Raw genomic sequence first — 20,031 nt, 5'->3', positions numbered from 1 at the left:
ATGTAACCGAAAAACCAAACCCCATGATAAAAACGAAAACGATCTTCAAGCACGCTCAGTCCAGTATTTTGGTGCTCCCTAAGCGCTTTTTGCTATGAAATATGGCTATCCAAGGAGTCCCATCAAGCATATCTTAGTTTCATTGAAAATAACGGAGTATTAGACAAGCTAAGTGCATTTCTTTTTGCACCACCAAGCATTAAATGCTTCAATATAACCGAGATCTAAAGGCTTAAGTGTTGAGTATTTGATATGCTGATTATTAATTGATTTAGGGCAAGAAATAATGCCTGTATAATCTTAATTAAGGTTTCTCTTTTATTTTTTAATTTAGGTTAAATAAAATATTATGTTGTATATTTTTGGAGGTCTCCCTGCGACTGGTAAAACTGAACTTGCTAGATTTCTTTCATCAATGTTCGGTGCAGTCCACATACGAGTTGATGCAATAGAGCAAACATTAAAAAATAGTGGTGTTAGTGATCTTTACGATGAAGGTTATAAAGTTGCTTATGCCCTTGCACTTGAAAATCTGAAAAATGGTATTCCAGTAATTGCTGATTCAACCAATCCGGTAGCGCATCTCGGGAAGCATGGTTGAATGTTGCGCGCACAGCAGAGTCATCGTATATCGAAATCGAAGTGATTTGCTCTGACCAAAAAATACATCGTGAGCGTGTAGAGAAAAGGCTGTCAGATATTCCTAATCTTATATTGCTGTCATGGGAAAGCGTAACGTCAAGAAAATACCAGCAATGGCAATCAGCTTGTATCGTGCTAGATACTTCAGGTAAAACACCAGAGCAAAGTAAGCAAGAACTGAATCGATTAATTATGGCTCACAATGAAACAAAGGATAGCTCTTTATAGACTCAAAAGCGAATAGCTGTGTATTCCCAAATTACTTTCGCTCGTACTATCAACAAGATCCCGGTAGCTCAAGATAAACCAATAGCTGAATAAAGTGGTACTACTCCCATTTTTGTTTTGGTATGTTATATTGTATCAAACTGAAGTGGGAGTAAGCGAATGAAACGACAAATTCTGGGAGATAAAATTGCAATTGGGTTATCAATACTGTGTATTTTTCATTGCTTGATTTTTCCTCTATTACTCATCGCCCTACCTGTTATGGCAAGTGTCGCGGTACTTTTTGATGAGTCGTTTCATCAATGGTTATTACTGGCGATTGTACCTATCAGTCTATCCATTCTTACACTTGGCTGCATGCGGCATAAATCTACAAAAGTATTCATGGTAGGGGTCGTGGGTATAGCTTTGCTGCTCACACCTTGGTTAATTGGAGAGGACAGAGTCAATGAAGCACTTGAAGTGTTTTTGACCGTAATAGGCTCCTTAGCCTTAGTCTATAGCCATTTCAAAAATTATTCGCTGCGCCAGTTTATTGAGTAAAAATACATTATATTGGGAAACAAATATGAGCAATTGTGTAGCACAAGATAGATCTACCCAACTAAGCCATTACCAAAGTGCTGATCAAGCCAACGTGCTAACCAAAATTTATCAGCCAGAGTGCAATCTTGCGGTATGGCAGCAGTCGCTATCAAGCCAATTACAAAAACAGATAAATGGCTTTTTAGAAACGGCGCCTGACATAGATATAGTAGCGCAAATTGCCGCTAACAATATTGCTGTTGAGATGAAAGATGCGCTCAGTCGATTACATATAGATGATGAGATTCTAGTTTATATTACCGGCATAGTTGACATGTTTAGTTGTCTATTTGACTTAACTGTAGTGGGGTTACGACTTAAAACTTTACATTCTGCGATGTGTCCTAAATTCCATGTCGATAAAGTACCAGTAAGATTGGTCACGACTTTGGCTGGACTTGGCAGCGAATGGCTTGATAATAACCTAGTTAAAAGAGAAAATAACAGGCTGATCATTGACTCTAATGTAACAGTCAGGTCTTTAGAATGTGGTGATGTGGCGCTTTTAAAGGGGGAACGGTGGGCTGGAAATGAAGGCAAGGGTCTAGTACACCGCTCTCCTAAAACGGCAAATCATCAGAAAAGACTGCTGCTAACGTTAGATTTTATTGCATAAACTAGGTTAATTATGACAACAACACTAAAAGCATTACTGCTCGCGTTTAGCGCTTCGATAACGGTTGCTGGGTGCAGCTCAACAGAAGAGGGGTCGACTTCAGTTGCACCGCTCAAAATAGCGTCGTGGAATATTGAACATTTAGCTTACCCTGCAAGTTCAGGGTGTAGACCAAGAAGTCAGGACGAAATATTGGCGCTACGCCAATATGCTGATGGTTTAGATGCTGACGTTATTGCGCTCCAAGAAGTAGACTCGGTAGCTGCTTTGGAGCAAATTTTTCCTGCACAAAAGTGGCAGCTGGTATTATCGGCGAGAGAAAATAGCCGTACGTATGACTGTAGAGGAAGTAGTTACACATCGACGCAACAAAAAACCGCTTTTGCAATAAAAAAAGAAATAGCACTTAGCAATGTAGAGAGCTTTGAGCCGTTAGCGATGGGAGTTGAAGGTTTAAGGCATGGACTAGAAGTCACCTTACAGACTCAAACTGGTGAAGTATCAGTACTCAATGTCCATCTCAAAAGCGGCTGTTTTGTCTCCGATTATCAAGACTCTGATAGGCCAGCGTGTCAGTTATTGGCTCGGCAACTACCAGTGCTGAAATCATGGATCCAAGCGCATGCTGACGAGCAGTATGTAGTGCTGGGGGATTTTAACCACCGCTTGAGTCAGGACGATAACGTCTTTTGGCGAAAACTGATTGATAACCAAACTCTAGAACAAGCTCCGCTGGTCAATGTGACAAAACCTCTACAGGGCTGTCATCCGCGTTACCCTGTGCCTATCGACCATATTCTAGTGAGCAAGGCACTGGCAAGCTCAGTTGCTATTGAACCGAACGTGCATTTTTTTGCTGATATGCAAGAGGACAAAATGCTAAGTGATCACTGTGCTATTTCAGTGTCGATGCGTGTGCAATAAAACATAATACCAATTTGACTTAATACTTGCTCAATTTGAAGGAGTAAACCTGACGCTAACAGCGTTAAAAATTTCTCATTTAGAACAACTAAATAGCAAAATTTTTGCCTTGCCTACACGGATGTAGGTACCTTGGCGATAGCAGGACGCGGTAGCGGAGTTATCGACAAGATTTTCTCGCCTCAAAATAGACCTCTTAATTAAGCAAATTGGTATAAAAAGGCGAGCACAGTATTATCTGTGCGCGCCAATTTACTTTAGGTGGTGTACTTTGCACAAGCTATGCTATTGCATTAGAACGTCCAGTTTAGGTTAGCAAAATAGGTTCGACCTATCGTATCGAACAAGCCACCGTCGGTTCCCAAATAGTAGTTGCCACCGCCACTGTAGGCATCTGGCATTTGCGGTGTTTTCTTATCAAACACGTTATTCGCACCAACATTAAAACGAAGAGTGTCACTGTAGAAATAAGACGCCGTTAAGTCGGTATAAATCATAGTCGGCGTCTCAAATGGCATAGCGAAAGATGCGTCATAATTTTCTCTACGTTTTTGCTTGCCAACATAGCGGGTAGAAGCGCCAAATCTAAACATATCATTCTCATAGCTAAGACTTAGCGTCGCTTTCCACTCAGGGAAAGCAAATAAGCCTTTTGTTGGCTCCAAGTCTAGTGTTGGGTCTGTTTGTATATCACGACGGATCAACTTCTGAACAATGGTGTTAATGCCTATTTCACCGGCCAGCGCATCAAACTTGTAGTTGGTAATAATATCTAAGCCACTGGTGCGTCGCTGGTTTAAGTTGAGTGTTTTTAATTCAACATCGGTAATAATACCGTTAGGCTGGCGGGTAAGTAGCTTACAAAACTGATTATCAAGGGAGTCTTGCTCAACACAGGCATCAACAACCGTTGCTACATTAAACTGGTCAATCAAGCCGTCAAGCTTAATGTCCCAGTAGTCAAATGTGACTTCAAAGTTTTCGACGGCAGTTGGGGTAATGACGACACCTGCGGTGAGAGTGTTGGCTGTCTCAACCTCAAGTTCAGTGTTACCAGAGCTCACGATGTTACCTGGTTGGTACCACCGGATGTCACTTGTGGTTTCTCCATCTTCATTGGTAAATACATTGACGCCGAGCTTTTTACAGTTTTCAACCACATTTGCCTTTGCTGTTTTGATACGGTTTTGGCTACAAGGTTGATATAGCCACTCAAAGCCTTCTCCAACCGTCGTAAACTGCTCGTTGATATTTGGCGCTCGAGCAGAGCGCGAACGTGAAACACGTAAAGTAATATCTTCGATAGGCTTCCATACTGCGCCTACATTCCAACTTGTATTTTGACCTGCCTCACTGTAGTGAGCTGAACGTGCCGATAAGTTAATATCTAGGCTTTTTGCAAATACTTGGTCACGAAGTATAGGGATGTTAAATTCTGCAAATACGTCTTTAACATCATAACTGCCGACGACTGGGCGAGCGACGGCATAACTTTGTCCAACACCTTGTCTTAGTACATCAGAAGGCGAAGTCTCACTTTTTTCTTTACGATACTCAGCGCCTATAGACATCGTGATAGGCCCAGCCCAAGTCTCAAGGAGTTCCCCGCTGGTGTTAAAATGAATAACTTGTTGCGACTGAGACTGAGATGACGTGTGCTCAAGCCCGATATAATCCAGCACTTCTTGTGTCATGGGTTTGAAGACGTCATGAGGAACGCAGTTGCTGTAATCATTGCCCGCTCTGGGCGCGGCGGTGCTGTCTATGGTTGCTCTGCATACGGGATCCCCATTTGCGTCTAATACAGCATCGAAGCTAGCTAACCAGCGATCTTCATAATAACTGTTAATGGTGGTTGAATCTGCTGTCGCTTTACCATATTGGGCGTAAAGCTCCCATCGCCAATCGCCACCAAAGTCACCTTGTAGCGATGCAACAATCTGATATACGTCACGGCTAAAGTCACTACCTTGTGCGCCCATCTCTGTGAAGTGTCGAGCGATGGGAAGTGAGGTCATTGCAAATTCATCCATTTTTGCACCTAGATCCGGGCGAATGAATGCGTTATCTCTGGCAAGCGGTACGCTGCCATAAAGCGAGGCCGGAAATAAACGGGATTCAGACTCAGTTTTTACGTACTTTGAGTCCATTGAGAAGAAAAGCCCCGAGTCAAATTCGTAGTTAATCGTATTGTTAAACATCAGCTTTTCTACAGGAACTTGTAAGCGCTGGAACTCATAAGCGCCAAGTTGCTCACCTCCCTCGTCGGTTTGTGCCCCGGTTAAACCGTTTTCAGGTCGGAAAAGTTGGCCACTTTTACCTAGTTTTACCGGGCGCATTGAGCCATCGGGATTAAAGGTGTAGGCTACACCACCAATAAATACAACGGTAGTAGGGCTTGCGGTGATAGAGTATCGCCTAGCGGTTAAGTTGTTTGGAATATCATCTGTGTCGGTTAGTTTAGTGACTTCTTCTGTTGTCATTCCCTCAGCAAGTAGCTTTTTGCGCTTCTCCACGTGAGCTGGATTTGGGTAGTACGCCCAGTTTGAATTAGCATATGGCCTATCTTTTGCGTTAACTTCGTCTTCTTCATTGTATGAAACATAGAAAGTGGCATTGCCTTTATTATCATCAAAGTTTAAGCCGTGAAGGAAGTTAAAACCTTGTTTTTGGCCATCAGAACGAGAGGTGATCCCCGCTGAGACGTTTAGCTTAGAGCCAACAAAGTCTTTTTTTGTAATGATGTTTACTACACCTGCAACGGCGTCTGCACCATAAATAGAGGATGCACCACCTGTCAAAATTTCAATTCGTTCAATGAGCCCCGTTGGGATTGAACTCATATCCACGGTACTTTCACCAGGGATTGAGCCCACATGACGACGGCCATTCACAAGGGTTAGCGTACGTTTCGTGCCTTGACCTCGTAAATCTTGAGTACTCATCCCCGCATTCCCATTATAATTACTTGTACCCGAACTTAGCCCGGGTGCCATGGAGGGGAGTTTGTTGAGTAGCTCAGATATATCGGTAGCACCACTTGCTAGGATAAACTCTTGATCTAAAACGGTAACTGGTGACGCAGATTCAGCCTCGATACTCAAAATCCGACTTCCCGTCACTGCTATACGTTCAATGTCTGAACTCGTGTTGGCATGTGCGACGTGAACCGATGAGATTGCCAAGCTCGTCAGTAATGTTTTAGTTATTATATTTATATTATTCATAGATTTTCCCTGTTAACGAAAGGCTTACTTTAGTTTGTTTTTATAAAGGGTACAAATCCGATGAGATAGAATTATGTACTCATTAACAGGAAATTGAGGTAACTTTTACCTGATATAGAAGAAAAGCGTGTTACTCATTGGTAAATAACGGATCTCAACAGTAGTAAGTGAGTATGCTCATTATCAAAACCATAGTCTATGTTGTTTCTTGACAATATAAAGTTGGATAAGTCAGGCTTTGAGTAACATTACCCATAATAATAAAAAGAATGACAGGAAGTTTTATGAAGCGATATCTATTTTCTCTCTTAGGTTTAATTGTCATCGCCGCCGCTGGTTGGAAGCTTACCCAGTATCAGTCTTATTACACTTCAGATTATGTTGATGTAGTATTGTCTTCACAAGTGCTTAATGAAGATCGCAAGGTCTTTATTCGCCTCCCAAAAGGATATGACAAGGCACATAGTTATCCACTCATTATTCGCACCGACGGCAACTTTAATCTCGCCCGTTGGGATGAGGTATTAAGCAGCCTTGCCGAACAAGGTAAGGTAGAAGATGCCATTTTAGTGTCTATTCCCAATCAATTTTGGACGCAGACCCGCAACCGCGACTTAGTGCCGCCTTATGCTCGACAAGATGTTGCGATTGAGGCCCGTCCAGAGAGTGACAATGATCCTGCCATTTTTGGTCGTGCAGATAGGTTTTTGCGGTTCATTGAAACCGAACTTTTACCTTATCTGGAAAAGAACTACTCAATTAATGACAATCGTATCTTAAGCGGATTCTCTGCTGGTGGAAGTTTTGTACTTTATACCATGGTGACTAAACCTGCGCTTTTTGATGGCTACTTTGCTTTTAGTCCTGCGGCGTGGTACGACGACTCCGTTGTCGTAAGAGAATTTGCAAAAGGCCTAGCCAATATTCAAAGCAAACCTAAGTATATTTACCTCTCCATTGGCGGTGCTGAGAATGACATCATTACGGGGTCATTTCACGGCTTATTAGATGCACTCGAACAGCATGCGCCCGCTAATGTGCGATGGGGGCACAGCATTAGCGAGGGCGCAGGGCACTCACAAAACCCAGTGGTTTCCGTGCCACTTGCGTTAAGTGAATATCATCACTTTAGAAAAAATCAGTTAATGTAAGTGTTGCAATGCTTTGATTTCAGAGAGCAAATGCTTTTGTTCGCTTTCACTTAGTCCTTCAAGCTTAAGCATGGCTTGATAGGTCTGTAGTAGCGATGGCTTATCTCCTTTTTGCTGATAAGCCATTGCCAATTGCTGCAGTGCATTGAGGGATTCTGAGTTGTGCTGGCTCACAAAGCTAAATAGGTTGATGGCCGCAGTGAAGTTACGTTCGAATAGGGCGGTATACCCTAGCGAAGTCAGTGCGTCGTAGGGGTAAGCCTTGAGTCCATATAGTGACTTAGCGATGGCGATATGCTTTTCTAGCTGAGTGACACTGGCAGCCGCTACTTTCAAGGATGGCTGATAATGGTTAAAGAGATGCTGCAAACCATGATAGTAGCTCGGGTAGACGACGCTCATATGGGTTTCGCCGCTAAAGTKCTGCGCTTTGAAGTCAATTCCATTTGGCTTTCGCCAAGCATCATTAAGACGTTGAAAAGGCTGCGTTATGATTGCACTTTCGTCTGCCATGCTGATGTAGATACACTTGTTGATTAACGCTTTTGCCAGTAAGTCATTTAATAATCGCTCTTTATCCCACCAGAGGCTTGGACTTGCCAACATCACACCATTAAATAAATCGGGTTTCTCAAGTAGCGCATAGGTTGCAAACAGCCCGCCAAATGAGTGTCCTGCTAACGCGCGATAGCCTGATGTTCGATAATGCTTGTCTACATAAGGGATGAGTTCTTTGTCGATAAATTGCAGTAGCATTTCTGCACCGCCCGGATTTTGCTGCCGTGTTGAACCTGCAAAATGTCCCAGTACCGCAAGGCTGCCTTTGCGATAAGATGGGGTCAGATCTCGAGTGCGGTGTTCGTTGGTTTCGATGGCAACAATGATAAGTTCCGGTATTTTATGTTGTTGTGCCAAGAAGCGAGCCGCTGAAGCGGTATGTTCAAGATTGCTCTGACCATCAGTTAGATATAACACTGGATAGCTTGTATTGCCTTGCTCATAGCTTGGTGGCAGGACGATATGAACCGTTCTTTTTTGCGAAAAATAAGCGGATGAAAGCTGCAGTGTCGAGTTCGGATCTGCTGAGTTATTAGCAACAGCGCTACCAATTGACAGCAATGTAAAAATAGCCACGATAACAATGTGAGTAACTAACTTAGTTTGCATAACCGCTCGTTCCTTGCTTAACAATCATCGCTAATTTAACACGAGTCAAAACGACAAGGAACGAGTTATATAGCAGCGCTTAGGGGTTATTTGTTTTGTCTTGAGCTCTCCAAGGTCACTATTACTCCATTCTTATTGGTGCTTGCGTCTTCTTTAGTAGTTTAGAAAAGATAGGTTTTAAGCAAAAAAGAGAAAACACTGAAACGATTGCCATCACTAAAATGCCAATTAGTGGAATAACATAACCAAAGGTAAAACTAGCACCGATTACGTGTCCCAATATGCATTCTGCGCGGTAGATTGGATAAAATAACCCAGCTATTAATAGTCCTAAGGCTGTATACATGGTGAGGCTTTGATAACCGAACTCCCAAAGGGCTGATTGCAACAAGCTAAAGATTAACATCACAAAGAATGCGACCAAAAACTCAGTAGGAATAACTACGGGGGCTGTTTTTTTAATGCTCTCTGTGCCACTTGCTTTATGAAGCCGCAGTGCAGTAAGCCAAGCTAATACGGGAATTATGATAATTCCCCATGCGTTAGATACTGCTGGAAGATCTGCTCTGTGAAGTAAGTAGTGACTCACTATTCCGCCATTTAAATGTTGCCACATCAGCGTTGATATCACGAGTAAGATTGCCGATGTAATTAGGCCTTTGTTGATTTTGTTCGCTTTGACTAAAAGCATGTTTCTACTCCTAACTAATTAAACTGTAATTTAACTAAAAAAGACCGCTGAAATGCGTGGCCACCACATCATGACAGCGGCCGCGCAAACGCCTATCGCGGTGATCACAAAACCTAAGCTCATCATCACCGCGATTATCCACACTGGTGCGCTAGCTTTGGTTTGGCGTTTTGCCCAAAAGTAGAGTTCTGCGAGTGTCATTGGTAGCAGATAGCAGGCAAACGAAATAAATATATCGACGGGGCCATCTAAGGTTGCGGTATTGCCATTGAAGCCTTGGTTGACCATGTACCAACCAAACAAATAAAGGCGAAACGTCCACACCCCATTAACCAAGAAAAAACTATGTACGGCATAGCGTTGATGTGTAGCGATATTTTTTTGTATGGCTGTACGCCAAGCAAAAAATATCGCAATGGGAATTAATATACCGTTGAGTGTGATACCAATGGCACCAACATCGCTTAGCCTAAGGCCGGTTACCCAAGTGAGGTATAACCCGGTGAGTGCGCCCGAAATACCGAGAATAAAAAATACTCTTCCGTTGTAGCGGTGAAAGCGTGGAAAGTGTTTTCGTACCTTAGGAATAAGCTGTAATAAGCCGCTGGTGGCCAAAATCACAGCGGGTAAAACATGGCTAAAAAATACCTTGGCATCTTTTGTGTGTCCACTCGCAGGTGAAGCGGCTGCACTTTGCTCTGTGAGCCCTGTGAAGAGCGGGATGGCATATAGGCTTAAGATGTAAACAGCAAACATCCATTGCCCGAGTAATGCAACACATACCCAGCTCTTTGTAGCACCATTCAATACGCTAAAGGGATTTAAGGAAACCCCTGTTGAATTGGTCAAATTGAGGGAAGACAAAATACTTATCCTTATAAATCAATAAATTTGATATATAAAATGACAAGGTTTTTCGATCTCGTCGCTTTGATTTTGAAAATCAAAGCAAAGAAAGTTGGCCAAACTTTGAAAATGGTGGTGTTAAGTTTACTTACAAAGTTAATTTGAATGCTTTTGGTGTGACTGTTAGAGTTTCTGTGTCTATCAATATTCTTTCAATCACCATGACTATTGAAAATTATTATCTACTTCTGCTTAGCCTATGTTGTACTTTGGTTGTTGCTCAGCTCTTTGTAAAAGAAAAAAAAGCAGCACACTTACTCTTTGCTTTAGTGTGCGGTTCAATAGCACTGGCTACGACCAAAAAACTAACTCAAGATTCCTTAAATGGTTATCAGTATTTAATTGGCATTGGTGCTTGTGTGACCTGTAATGGGTTCTGGCTGCTTGCTCGGGCATTATTTAGAGAAAAAAATGCCATTTTAAAGAGACATATTGTGTTTGCAGCTGCCATTGCTGCCTTGGTTGTGTGGCGACAAGGCTATTTGTTTATCGACAGCCAGTTACACATGAATGCTAACGGATTCGTGGAGTGGCTTAACAGTGCGGCGTATGAGCTTACCCTATTGTTGTCATCTAGTGTGCTCATGTTGGCATTTTGGGAAGGATGTCGAGGATTCTCCCAGTCTCAAGGGCCAGAAAAAGCACAAAGGGTGCTGTTTTTATGCGCTTATTTTATTTGTGTCGCAGGCACCAAATTGGCCGAAAATCGCTTTGCCGATAATCGTGAGGTTCAAGAATGGGCAGTGACAAGCGCAGCTATCCTCATCATATTGACAGCGCAAGTGTTACTGTATTGGCGATTTTCAACTCAACGTACAATAACGTCCGTAAGGTACGCTAGATCAAGTGAGTCAACGCAAGCCGAGGGTGATAATGAACTTCAGCAGCAGGTCGAACACTTTCTTATTACGCAAAAAGGATACCTCAAAGAAGGGTTAAAGGTTGCTGATTTAGCTCAGCAATTTAATCAACCGGAATACAAGATAAGCCGAGTGATACGGCAAAACCTGAAAGCGCGAAATTTTAGCCAATTGGTCAATGAGTTAAGAGTTGCGCATGCCAAGGTGTTGTTACAAGACCCCACTAAACAGCATTGGCCGGTACTTGTCGTTGGACTGGAAAGTGGTTTTGCGTCGGTTGGACCATTTACTAGAGCATTTAAAATCGCTACAGGAACCACGCCAAATCAATTTAGAAAACAAACTAACCACATGCAAGTGTTAAGTGAAGCACAAGAGTAAGTGGCAATTAATCTAGCTTGGTCAGTTTGTATTGTAGTTGCTGAATAGGCAATTCTATCGTCTGTGGGTCAAGATTTGGTGTAATATCACTGACCGGAAAAACGTTATCTATTTCTACCGCATTCGCAATGGCGTTAGTATCGCCACTGGTTAAAAAAGTAAGTTGGGTGTAATCACTGGGCTGTAAGCCATACCGAGCCAGTGTTGCCTTTAAATCTATACTGTACTCGTATGCGGCTAACAGGCTACCTGCGTTATCGTTGTATCTACAGATCCGCCATTGATAGCTACTTTCGATAAACTCCAGTGCCCAAATTCCACCTTTATCTTGGATCATTTGCTGTGGTTGTTTGCAGGGCTGGGGTAGGGGGAGCAAACGGCTGTGAGACCAAAGCCCTTCGTGGTTTTGGCATAGTGAGTCGCTTTTACCAAGGTCAATAATATGCGAGCTTAGACCATACTGGCAAAACTGGGAGGCGGGAATGAAAAAGGGCGCGCTGTGTTTGTTGTACGCGCCAAACGCAATATAGCCAATTAAAACGTCAGCCTTAGTCACCCAGCCAAGATAAAAATAGTCATCATCCTGCCAGTTTGTTGATGCGATTTTCCCCTGTTTAACGGTGTTAGTTAGTATGAAGTGGTCGCTTTTGCCATTAAATGTACACGTCAAACTATCTTGTGTAGTGTCGATGTTGCATGATTGCAGAGCTTGATTCTGTGATAGCCGCTTTATTTTAACGTTTGGCGTTTGATGAGTTAGCGCGGAGGTGAATTTAGCCGCAGCAGACAACTGGCCGGTTTGATCTTGTTTAAAACGACATTTAGGCTGCACCTTTGAGGAATTGAGCACGACATTACCATCAAGTACTGCAAGCTCGCAGCTATTGACTCGGGTACAAGCTGTGAGCAGCACAACGCCAAAAAAGGCAATCCAGATGTTTTGCARATTACAATACTCATTGATTATCAGCTACATCCTATAAACATAGCTGATAACACCTTGATTAAGCAATCTTTGGTGATGGATGCTGAACTGCCAGACTATGGTTGAGTCTTGTTAGTCGTTTCATCCAGTTCCTCGCTATCTTGCTTATTGTCATCGAGTTCATCGTCGTTATCGCGAGGCGTGTCTTCATCAACGACAAGAAGCTGCTCATGAGCCGTTTTTTCTTCAATTCTTGGATCCATTGTAGCGGCAAGCGGTGAGTTGGTAATGTCAGAAGTCGCAGCAACATAATCGCTAGGCTCTGGCTGTTCAGCCTTTTGCCTGGCGTTGATAAAGTGTAGGAGTAAGAACATGACAACAGTTAGCACGCTTAACGAAGCATATAATGCTTGATGGCCAAAATGAGACATGATCTGTGCAATAGAGGCTGAGCCAACACAGGCACCTCCCCCAAATGCCACCAGCAGTGCAGAAGAAACACCAACACGGTCTTCATCATCAACGCGTGAGTTTGCCAGAGCTGAAGAAAGTGGGTACATGGTAAACGCGAATAAGCCAAAACCAAAAGTAAGCCAGAGGCTGTAACTTGGACTCAGTGGCAATAAAAATATAGCTAAGGAGATAAGGCCAATCATGACGGCATTGCTACGTAATAAAATGCTGCGGCGCACTCTGTCTGAAATGACGCCCATTGGCCACTGTGCCAGAAGACCTGCAAAAATCGTCACTGACATATACAAGGCGATTTCTTCGGCATCAAAACCTGATAGGCTGGCAAAAGTAGGTGCAAGACCATAAAAGCTACCATTAATAACACCAGCAAAACACACCGCAGTGAGAGATTGCGGCACTTTTTTGAAGTAAGTAAACAGACTTACTTGAATCGGCTTAAGTGGTTTTGGGTGGATCCGCCTTGTGGTTGAGATTGGGATAATTCCGAATGAAAGTGCAACAACGACCAAAAATAATGGTGCATAGCCGAGCTCAGGAAAGTTTGATAGCGCAAATTGTCCTGTCACCATGCCTAGATATGAAGTGAGCATATAAAAGGAGAATACGCGGCCACGTTGCTCCGGCGCTGCTTGCTCATTTAGCCAACTTTCTAGCACCATAAAATTGCACATCATACCGAGACCGACAACAAGTCGTAGTGCAAGCCAAAGGTAGACGTTGTCGCTTACGCCATGTAAAGCTACACATGCGGTTACGGCAGCCGTACTTGCCGCAAAGGCACGAATATGGCCTACAGATTTAATCAAGTGGTAGCCGAGTTTGGCACCGAGTAAAAGACCCAAATAATAAAAAGACGTCAGTAAACCAATCCAAAAGGTGCTAACACCATGCTGACCTAAGTACAACGCTAAATAGGTAGTAAGTAAGCCCGTACCTCCGACCAAAAACAAATTTGTAAAATAAAGCGACGGAAAAGATTTCATATCGACATTGGGTCTCATGATAAGTTACTTGTAACGTCATAATAGTAGGGGACAAATCGTTTATTTCCAAGCAAAAGCTGAAGCTTACGTGCCACCCAGTATTAAAAAGTGCGTTCGACTTTATTCGTTTATTCTGTCTACTAATAGTGTCAAATTACGGCGTAGGCTAAACATCTAAAGTTTAGTTGAATTAGGAAAGGGTTGAAAAAGCCCAAACAAAAAAGCCAAGCTTATTGTTTAGGCTCTCATAGTAGATGTTATATCGCTTTGATGTCGGTTATTGCTGCTCCATCTGCGTTAATTTATCGCCAATCGGGCGAGAAAAGTTGTAGCCATCATATTTATCCCAGTTGATTGACCACGTCATGACACCACCGAAGTTTGGATACGCTCTGCTCGGTTGAATCGTTCCGCAGTCTACTCCTTTGGTTAAGCAATCTAGGGCATTGATTATGTTCCCGATAGGTGCTTGTCCTGAATTGGCGGATTGTGGTCCTGAAGGCAGTCCTATTGCAACTTGGTCGTCCCGTAACGGTGCAAAGCGGCTACCATCAGCAAGGTCAAAGCCCTCGATTAACATTTTTGCATGTGCCACCATCATATTGACCGAGCCTTCAGGCGCACTGCCAGGCTCGTAGGGGTTAGGTAATCCACCATTATTGTAAAGCTGGACATGAAGTAAATCTAAGGTATCTCGTAACTCATTGATAAGAGGAATATACGCTCCCCAAATACCTGAGTAGGCAATCATCCCGCCATGAACATAAGGGTGCTCTGGAGCCATGGTTAGCACCATGTTGCCACCAATATTTTGCTCAATTTGTTTGATAGCGCGTGGTAGCCTTGCTTGGATCTGAGACCCATGCACGAGGTTAGAGCCACTTTCTAAATCAATATCCAAACCATCAAATCCCCACTCTTGAATGATGTCGGTCAAGCTACGCACAAATGCCGCCTCATCCGCGTCGGTGTTTAGTGTAATCGTTCCTTCAGCTCCACCTAGGCTCAATACAAAAATTTTGCCTTGGGCCTGTAGTGCTTGCATATCTGTCTTAAATTTAGCCGGATCGATAGGAGGGCAGTTAGAGCGAATATCCTTTTCAAATGGTTTAAAATGTACCGTACCATTTGAGCTTCTGTCATTTTCTGCAAAAGCGATATCAATGACATCCCAAGCCTGTGACATCTGATCAAGGGGAATGGGGCAGCCTGCTGGATTGACAAAGTTGTGCCAGTACCCAATGAGCTTGTGTTTTTTCCCAATCGGTTTATCAATAACCTTAAGGGTAACACCGCTGCTTGATACTTGCTCGTTGCTGTCATTAGTGGCTGTTACATGAAGGGTTTTTACGCCTATGGACGTGGGGGAATAAGTATATTCAAAAGGCGCAGAGGTGTCAGTATTGAGCAATACACCATCAGCATAAAATTGAACTTGTGTTACTTGTCCTACAAAAGCAGTAGCTTGAGCAATTAACTGGGTTGAGTTACCAAGCGTAAGCTGGCTACCGCTAGTGGGGGCCAATAGATCAACTGCAATAGGCTGATCAGTGACATTAATAGTAATGGTTTTTTCACTTTGGTTGTTTTCATTGTCCATCGCTTTTGCTGTTAGGAGCACAGGCGTGGCCGCTATAGGTGTAAACTCATAGTTTAAGCTGGGTTGGCTCACACTCGAAAGCAGACTGTTGTCAGCATAAAGTGATAAGTTAGTGATGCTGCCATCGGGGTCTTGTGCATTGATGGATATAGTTGTCGGAGTGTTAATTAGCACCGTGCTGTTATTGTCGGGAGTCGTAAATGTGACGTTCGGTGCGATAGCGCAGAGTCCTAAATCACTCCAAGCATCACGCCAATGTTGACCTGTGCCTGGTTCATAAGCCCACTGCGCATTAGAACTACACCAGCCTGAAACATCACAGCGGTATTTGTGATTATTGTGTGCGACAAGCTCACCAGCACGATAACTTTGTCCAGCACGATAGGATCTTAATCCTTGGCAACCACCTGCGGTTTTGCTTAGCACTTCAATCGCTACATTTGCTTCGCTGATAAGTCCTTGGTTATCTCTAACTTTAACATTGAACTGAGTAATACCAAGCGGCAACGCTTGCCACTGAACTTGGAATGGGGGAGCTGTTAAGGTTGAAATCGTTTGGCTATTCGCACTGATGATAACTTCTGTAATACTGCCATCGGTGTCTTCAGCCGCAACATCAATATTTACTATGTCGTTTTGATAAAATTGTTGGCCATTGGTTGGGGTGTTTACCGATACCGCCGGAGGCAGGTTTGTACCGTTGGCCTTGACAGAAATGGTTGCTGAACGAGAAGCTGTGGAGTGCCCTTGAGCGTCTGTCGCAATCGCACTCACACTATGTTCACCCAGTGCTGCGCGCCATGTTGCTTGAAAAGGCGGGGTATTATCAACTGCAATACTCTGTCCATCGACCAAAAATTCCACATAAGATAAATCACCATCGATATCACTTGCATCTGCCGATAAAACAGCGCTGTCATTTTCACCCAGCACAGCGCCATCATTAGGGCTTGTGAGTGTGATGCTTGGTGGATGATCTTGACCTGAGTTACATATACCGAGATTTTTCCAAACATCATAGGGGCCTGAGTATGTCGTCGGGTCTTCGTTTTGACTATACCACTTGGCCTCAAATGCTTGGTTTTGAGTTTGAATAAGTGCGCCTTTTTTGTAGACCTGCTGTTGTGACCAATTAGCTAACGTACTGCAATCATATGCGGCAGCTTGGCCTGCAATGGTCAACAAGCTACTCGTCCATACTAATTGAAGAATAGAAGTTGGTTTCATATTAAATCCTTACATGTTGTATGTTTTATGAACAAAACGATGACAGCATATAGGTAAAAAAATAGTTAATCAATACAGTTGCAGGGAAAGTGAGGAGGTGAATGTTAGCAATATCATCAATAAAATTTATATCTTTTTAAAACAGTACTTTAATTAATTTTAAAACTCATTTTTACTGATAATTAATTGATATTTAAAACATATACTAGATGAGGTTGTTGTTTTTTGATTTTTTGTTTCCGGTTTGTTATTTTGTGTTGAATATTTTTCACTTGTATGACAGATTAGAGTTGATGACAAAATCAAAACACTAAACTCTTATTTCAAGGAAATGATTATGCAGTTAAAATTAAAAAAATCATCGCTGAAGCAGCTTAACGAAAAGCAGCAAGCACTGCCCTTGCAGCAAACCCCTAATGTTGGTGGGGGAGCTGAGCCAAATACGAGGATCCCGTGCCGTTTAACAGAAACATTAACGGGTGATTTTGCCCATTGCCGTTGTTAGCGAGTAATACTAATTAGTCTTAGTACTTGCTCAATTTGAAGGTGTAAATCTGACGCTAACTGCGGTAAAAATATCCTATTTGGCACAACTAAATAGCAAAATTTTTGCCTTGCCTACAGGACGTAGGTACCTCGGCGTGAGCAGGACGCGGAAGCGGTGTTATCGACAAGATCCCCTCGCCTCAAAATAGATCATTTAATTAAGATGATTGGTATTAGATCTTTTAATCACTAACACAATTAATTTAAATAACAAATCAAGGACAAGAAAATGAAACTTAAATTTAAAAAAACAGCGTTAAAACAATTAGACAAACAGCAGGATTTACCACAACAGCAAACCCCTAATGTTGCAGGTGGTGTGAGTGGTTTTCGTTGTCGCCCGCCAATGTCTGAAACAGGCAATAGATATTGGCAATGTGAGTGCTAATAGCTCGCTTTTAAAATAAAAAGCTCACTTTGTGAGCTTTTTTGATGGTAAAAATAAAGGTGAATACCTCATTAACCTGAGCTGTAGATAACTAATATCTTTCTAGCAGCCAGTTTCAGCCGCAAAGTGGGTTGAATTTCTCTCAATATCCAGCCGATTCCTTATTCAGCGCTTTGATTAACTCATTTTCATATAATTTAAGGATTTACGTATTTTATAACGTCTAAGCAAATTCAAGGGTTTGCGTTTTAAGCCTGTATCAATAACCGCTTCTGTAGCTGCAAGCACACGATTAGCACTTTGCCCGTCACGATAAGGATGAACTTGTAAGATATATTGTTCGATCCGCGCCTTTTGCGTGTCTGAAAGGGTTAGTGCTTGCTTTACCGCTGCGGGTAGTTGCTGTGGATCAGTGATATTGATCAGTGCGTCTTGAGGTTGATGATTGTTAAAGGTGATCACAGGTTTGCCTATTAACAAAGATTCATCAACCGCACTTGAGGTATCTGAAATTACTACATCTGCCTGTTGGATAAGTGGGATCAAGTTATCATCACCCGCTATTTCAAAATCATCGATGGCTTCAAGTTGGGCATATAACTCTTGCCATTGCGTTTTTGTTTTTGGGTGAAACTTGAGTTGGATTTTGTAGTCACCAGATTTGGCAAGCAGCTTAACCTGTTCGTATAGTGCCTCTAACGAGCTCAAATTTGGTGAGAATGTTGGCGCGTAAAGTAACACTGGCTTTTCGTTATGACACTTGGTGTAATCAAAATACGGGTCAAGTTTTGGCCAGCCGGTTTCGATGACAGAAAAGTAGCCATGTTTTTTTGCTAATGCTTCAAACGGTTTGGTCGTTAGTGGACCATGGGTGCAATATAAATCAAAAAAGCCCCGGATCCCAAAATGCCCTTTCTTTTTGTACTCCAAACCATGGAAGACTTGTACTTTTGCCCCTGGGAAAAAGTCAGGTACAACGTTGCCTGGTACAAACACCGCCCTTGGATTAAACGCTTTTACAGCTTCTACAGTAGTGAGCTCAAGCTCATCATCACGCAGTGAACTTGATGCCACTTCTTGGCCTTTTAAAAACCACTTCACGATTGCACCATTTGCTCGGATCGCATCTTGTAGTGGTCTCAAGATAGCAAAGCTATATGGCTGTTCAACATAAAAAAGGTAGTGTTTAGGCATCGGAAGTCACTTTAAAAGATCAATTGATTAAGGCAGTTTCGCCGCTGATGATACCGTTTTTATCACTTTATTACAAAGTTTTGACAGAGCCACTGTACTTGAAGTCGCGTTATATTCACGCTCGACTTTGGTCTTACTTTACCTCGGGTGTCCTTGTAAAACGCTGGTGTGTTTCTAACCCTACTTGAGCTGCTTCTAGCATAATTTTATCCATGAGTATCTGTACCGACTCAATCTCTCGTATTAGACCTTGAGATTGACCAATGAATTGCACGCCGTGCTCTAAGTCACCATGGATTGTTGCTGCTTCAAGCTTTTCTGTGGCCGCGCCAAACAGCGAAAGCAATTTGATTTTGTCGAACTGAGACAGTAAACCTAAGAGGAGTTTCCAAAGTGGCATGTCGACCATTTTTGCTGCTTTAAATGACTTCATTACTGCGACGAGAAAGTGCATAGGGCGACGCGTTGCCTTTTCTGCCATGGGCGTTTTCATTACTCGAGCGTACAATCCATCAAAGTTTTTTGAGTAAATTGTTTGCTCTACATCTTTTTCCACAACTGTATTTTTAACATGTTGGTGTAACGGACTTTCTTTGGATGTTGCGAAGCGGGAGCCCATTGCTACACCACTTGCACCCAAAGCCAGTGCAGCGACTAAGCCTCTGCCATCAGCAAATCCACCAGCAGCGATAACAGGAATATCAACAATATCGACGATACTTGGTACAAGACACAGAGAAGTCACAGCACCACCATGTGCTGCTGCTTCGTGTCCCGTCACAAGCAAGGCATCCACCCCAGATTTTTGTGCCGCAAGAGCATGCTTTTGGGTTACCACAGTGGCAATAACTTTCCCTCCATACTGCTTAGCAGCTTGCACTATCCAGTCTCCTTTACCGAGAGAAAAGTTAATAACAGGCACTTGTTCTTCGAGCGCGATTTTTGCGTTTTCTTTTGCTCCGGGCATCATTAAGGTAACACCAATACCAAATGGTTTATCGGTGAGTGTGCGTATTTTCTTGATAGCTTGACGCGTTTCGTCTTGACTGAGAGGGCCCGTCGCCAGAATGCCTAAGCCACCAGCATTACTTACTGCCGCAACTAATTCGGGTACTGAAATCCAGCTCATTCCTGGTAATATAATGGGTTTTTCAATGGCAAATAATTCGGTAATAGCGGTTTTCATTTTTCTTATTCTACTGGTCTGATGTGTTGGTGAGCATAGCTGGAATTTGCTGTAAAGTGAACATACAGATACTCTCTTGTTGAAACTTTGAGGAGTAATACTGTTATAGTGCCTGAATACTTTGCGTTTT

At 42.8% G+C, this 20,031-nt stretch carries 18 protein-coding genes; 9 read left to right on the top strand and 9 right to left on the bottom strand.

The features are described from left to right. Positions 1-349: 349 nt before the first annotated feature. The 5 genes from EAG18_RS22345 (at position 350) to EAG18_RS09890 (ending at position 2,995) form a co-directional block, all read left to right on the top strand. On the top strand, positions 350-601 hold the full coding sequence (locus EAG18_RS22345) for an AAA family ATPase (RefSeq protein WP_275557260.1): 252 nt from the start codon (positions 350-352) through the stop codon (positions 599-601). Further along, a complete protein-coding gene (locus tag EAG18_RS22340; RefSeq protein WP_275557259.1) occupies positions 598-870 on the top strand; it encodes a hypothetical protein in 273 nt (90 codons plus the stop codon). The genes EAG18_RS22345 and EAG18_RS22340 overlap by 4 nt, the downstream gene beginning before the upstream one ends. A 159-nt stretch (positions 871-1,029) precedes the next feature. Beyond that, positions 1,030-1,413, top strand: a complete 384-nt coding sequence (locus tag EAG18_RS09900; RefSeq protein WP_125252223.1) for a MerC domain-containing protein — start codon at positions 1,030-1,032, stop codon at positions 1,411-1,413. A gap of 25 nt (positions 1,414-1,438) precedes the next feature. Beyond that, the gene (locus EAG18_RS09895) at positions 1,439-2,071 is read left to right on the top strand and encodes a DUF1826 domain-containing protein (RefSeq protein WP_125252222.1); all 633 of its coding nucleotides are present in this window, start codon (positions 1,439-1,441) and stop codon (positions 2,069-2,071) included. Positions 2,072-2,083: 12 nt separating this feature from the next. Beyond that, a complete protein-coding gene (locus EAG18_RS09890) occupies positions 2,084-2,995 on the top strand; it encodes an endonuclease/exonuclease/phosphatase family protein (RefSeq protein WP_125252221.1) in 912 nt (303 codons plus the stop codon). 293 nt (positions 2,996-3,288) lie between these two features. Here the strand turns inward: EAG18_RS09890 and EAG18_RS09885 are convergent, their stop codons facing one another. Beyond that, on the bottom strand, positions 3,289-6,222 hold the full coding sequence (locus EAG18_RS09885; RefSeq protein ID WP_125252220.1) for a TonB-dependent receptor: 2,934 nt from the start codon (positions 6,220-6,222) through the stop codon (positions 3,289-3,291). A gap of 284 nt (positions 6,223-6,506) precedes the next feature. Between EAG18_RS09885 and EAG18_RS09880 the strand changes: the two genes are divergently transcribed. Continuing rightward, positions 6,507-7,373, top strand: a complete 867-nt coding sequence (locus tag EAG18_RS09880) for an alpha/beta hydrolase-fold protein (protein WP_125252219.1) — start codon at positions 6,507-6,509, stop codon at positions 7,371-7,373. On the opposite strand, the gene EAG18_RS09875 is transcribed toward EAG18_RS09880, so the two are convergent. From EAG18_RS09875 to EAG18_RS09865, 3 genes are all read right to left on the bottom strand, one after another. After that, a complete protein-coding gene (locus EAG18_RS09875) occupies positions 7,365-8,540 on the bottom strand; it encodes an alpha/beta hydrolase-fold protein (RefSeq protein WP_125252218.1) in 1,176 nt (391 codons plus the stop codon). The genes EAG18_RS09880 and EAG18_RS09875 overlap by 9 nt on opposite strands. 121 nt (positions 8,541-8,661) lie before the next feature. After that, positions 8,662-9,231 carry a hypothetical protein gene (locus EAG18_RS09870; RefSeq protein WP_125252217.1) on the bottom strand — a complete coding sequence of 190 codons (570 nt, stop codon included), beginning with the start codon at positions 9,229-9,231 and terminating at the stop codon, positions 8,662-8,664. Positions 9,232-9,261: 30 nt separating this feature from the next. After that, entirely contained in the window at positions 9,262-10,095 is an 834-nt protein-coding gene (locus EAG18_RS09865) for a DUF2306 domain-containing protein (protein WP_125252216.1), read from the bottom strand. Positions 10,096-10,271: 176 nt separating this feature from the next. Here EAG18_RS09865 and EAG18_RS09860 point away from each other — a divergent pair, with 176 nt between their 5' ends. Beyond that, on the top strand, positions 10,272-11,378 hold the full coding sequence (locus tag EAG18_RS09860) for an AraC family transcriptional regulator (protein ID WP_275557258.1): 1,107 nt from the start codon (positions 10,272-10,274) through the stop codon (positions 11,376-11,378). Positions 11,379-11,385: 7 nt separating this feature from the next. Here EAG18_RS09860 and EAG18_RS09855 read toward each other — a convergent pair whose 3' ends face one another. The 3 genes from EAG18_RS09855 to EAG18_RS09845 all read right to left on the bottom strand — a co-directional run bounded on the left by EAG18_RS09855 (position 11,386) and on the right by EAG18_RS09845 (position 16,587). Next, positions 11,386-12,228: a hypothetical protein gene (locus tag EAG18_RS09855; RefSeq protein WP_275557257.1), complete on the bottom strand. Its 843-nt coding sequence runs from the start codon at positions 12,226-12,228 to the stop codon at positions 11,386-11,388. 191 nt (positions 12,229-12,419) lie between these two features. Then, positions 12,420-13,760 (bottom strand): MFS transporter, encoded by a 1,341-nt coding sequence (locus EAG18_RS09850; RefSeq protein ID WP_125252238.1) that lies wholly within the window; start codon positions 13,758-13,760, stop codon positions 12,420-12,422. 277 nt (positions 13,761-14,037) lie between these two features. Further along, on the bottom strand, positions 14,038-16,587 hold the full coding sequence (locus EAG18_RS09845; protein ID WP_125252213.1) for an Ig-like domain-containing protein: 2,550 nt from the start codon (positions 16,585-16,587) through the stop codon (positions 14,038-14,040). Positions 16,588-16,924: 337 nt separating this feature from the next. Here EAG18_RS09845 and EAG18_RS22165 point away from each other — a divergent pair, with 337 nt between their 5' ends. Both EAG18_RS22165 and EAG18_RS22160 read left to right on the top strand, forming a co-directional pair. Further along, the gene (locus EAG18_RS22165; RefSeq protein WP_185745582.1) at positions 16,925-17,092 is read left to right on the top strand and encodes a hypothetical protein; all 168 of its coding nucleotides are present in this window, start codon (positions 16,925-16,927) and stop codon (positions 17,090-17,092) included. Positions 17,093-17,362: 270 nt separating this feature from the next. Beyond that, a complete protein-coding gene (locus EAG18_RS22160) occupies positions 17,363-17,521 on the top strand; it encodes a hypothetical protein (RefSeq protein ID WP_167508223.1) in 159 nt (52 codons plus the stop codon). Positions 17,522-17,698: 177 nt separating this feature from the next. Here EAG18_RS22160 and EAG18_RS09840 read toward each other — a convergent pair whose 3' ends face one another. Together EAG18_RS09840 and EAG18_RS09835 are read right to left on the bottom strand one after the other, a co-directional pair. After that, on the bottom strand, positions 17,699-18,715 hold the full coding sequence (locus tag EAG18_RS09840) for a CDP-glycerol glycerophosphotransferase family protein (RefSeq protein ID WP_125252212.1): 1,017 nt from the start codon (positions 18,713-18,715) through the stop codon (positions 17,699-17,701). A 133-nt stretch (positions 18,716-18,848) separates the two neighbouring features. Then, positions 18,849-20,000, bottom strand: a complete 1,152-nt coding sequence (locus tag EAG18_RS09835; RefSeq protein ID WP_275557265.1) for a nitronate monooxygenase — start codon at positions 19,998-20,000, stop codon at positions 18,849-18,851. Positions 20,001-20,031: the final 31 nt, after the last annotated feature.

The sequence above is a fragment of the Pseudoalteromonas sp. J010 genome (assembly GCF_003934235.1).
GTDB classification, from domain to species: domain Bacteria; phylum Pseudomonadota; class Gammaproteobacteria; order Enterobacterales; family Alteromonadaceae; genus Pseudoalteromonas; species Pseudoalteromonas peptidolytica.
Note: the sequence above shows the minus strand (reverse complement) of the source record. Positions and strands in the feature narration are given on the sequence as shown.

What these genes read in the sequence shown, in the direction of transcription:
- EAG18_RS22345 (WP_275557260.1), top strand. Translation starts at nt 350, where the DNA reads ATGTTGTATATTTTTGGAGGTCTCCCTGCGACTGGTAAAACTGAACTT.
- EAG18_RS09900 (WP_125252223.1), top strand. Translation starts at nt 1,030, where the DNA reads ATGAAACGACAAATTCTGGGAGATAAAATTGCAATTGGGTTATCAATA.
- EAG18_RS09895 (WP_125252222.1), top strand. Translation starts at nt 1,439, where the DNA reads ATGAGCAATTGTGTAGCACAAGATAGATCTACCCAACTAAGCCATTAC.
- EAG18_RS09890 (WP_125252221.1), top strand. Translation starts at nt 2,084, where the DNA reads ATGACAACAACACTAAAAGCATTACTGCTCGCGTTTAGCGCTTCGATA.
- EAG18_RS09885 (WP_125252220.1), bottom strand. Translation starts at nt 6,222, where the DNA reads ATGAATAATATAAATATAATAACTAAAACATTACTGACGAGCTTGGCA.
- EAG18_RS09880 (WP_125252219.1), top strand. Translation starts at nt 6,507, where the DNA reads ATGAAGCGATATCTATTTTCTCTCTTAGGTTTAATTGTCATCGCCGCC.
- EAG18_RS09870 (WP_125252217.1), bottom strand. Translation starts at nt 9,231, where the DNA reads ATGCTTTTAGTCAAAGCGAACAAAATCAACAAAGGCCTAATTACATCG.
- EAG18_RS09850 (WP_125252238.1), bottom strand. Translation starts at nt 13,760, where the DNA reads ATGAAATCTTTTCCGTCGCTTTATTTTACAAATTTGTTTTTGGTCGGA.
- EAG18_RS09845 (WP_125252213.1), bottom strand. Translation starts at nt 16,587, where the DNA reads ATGAAACCAACTTCTATTCTTCAATTAGTATGGACGAGTAGCTTGTTG.
- EAG18_RS22165 (WP_185745582.1), top strand. Translation starts at nt 16,925, where the DNA reads ATGCAGTTAAAATTAAAAAAATCATCGCTGAAGCAGCTTAACGAAAAG.
- EAG18_RS22160 (WP_167508223.1), top strand. Translation starts at nt 17,363, where the DNA reads ATGAAACTTAAATTTAAAAAAACAGCGTTAAAACAATTAGACAAACAG.
- EAG18_RS09840 (WP_125252212.1), bottom strand. Translation starts at nt 18,715, where the DNA reads ATGCCTAAACACTACCTTTTTTATGTTGAACAGCCATATAGCTTTGCT.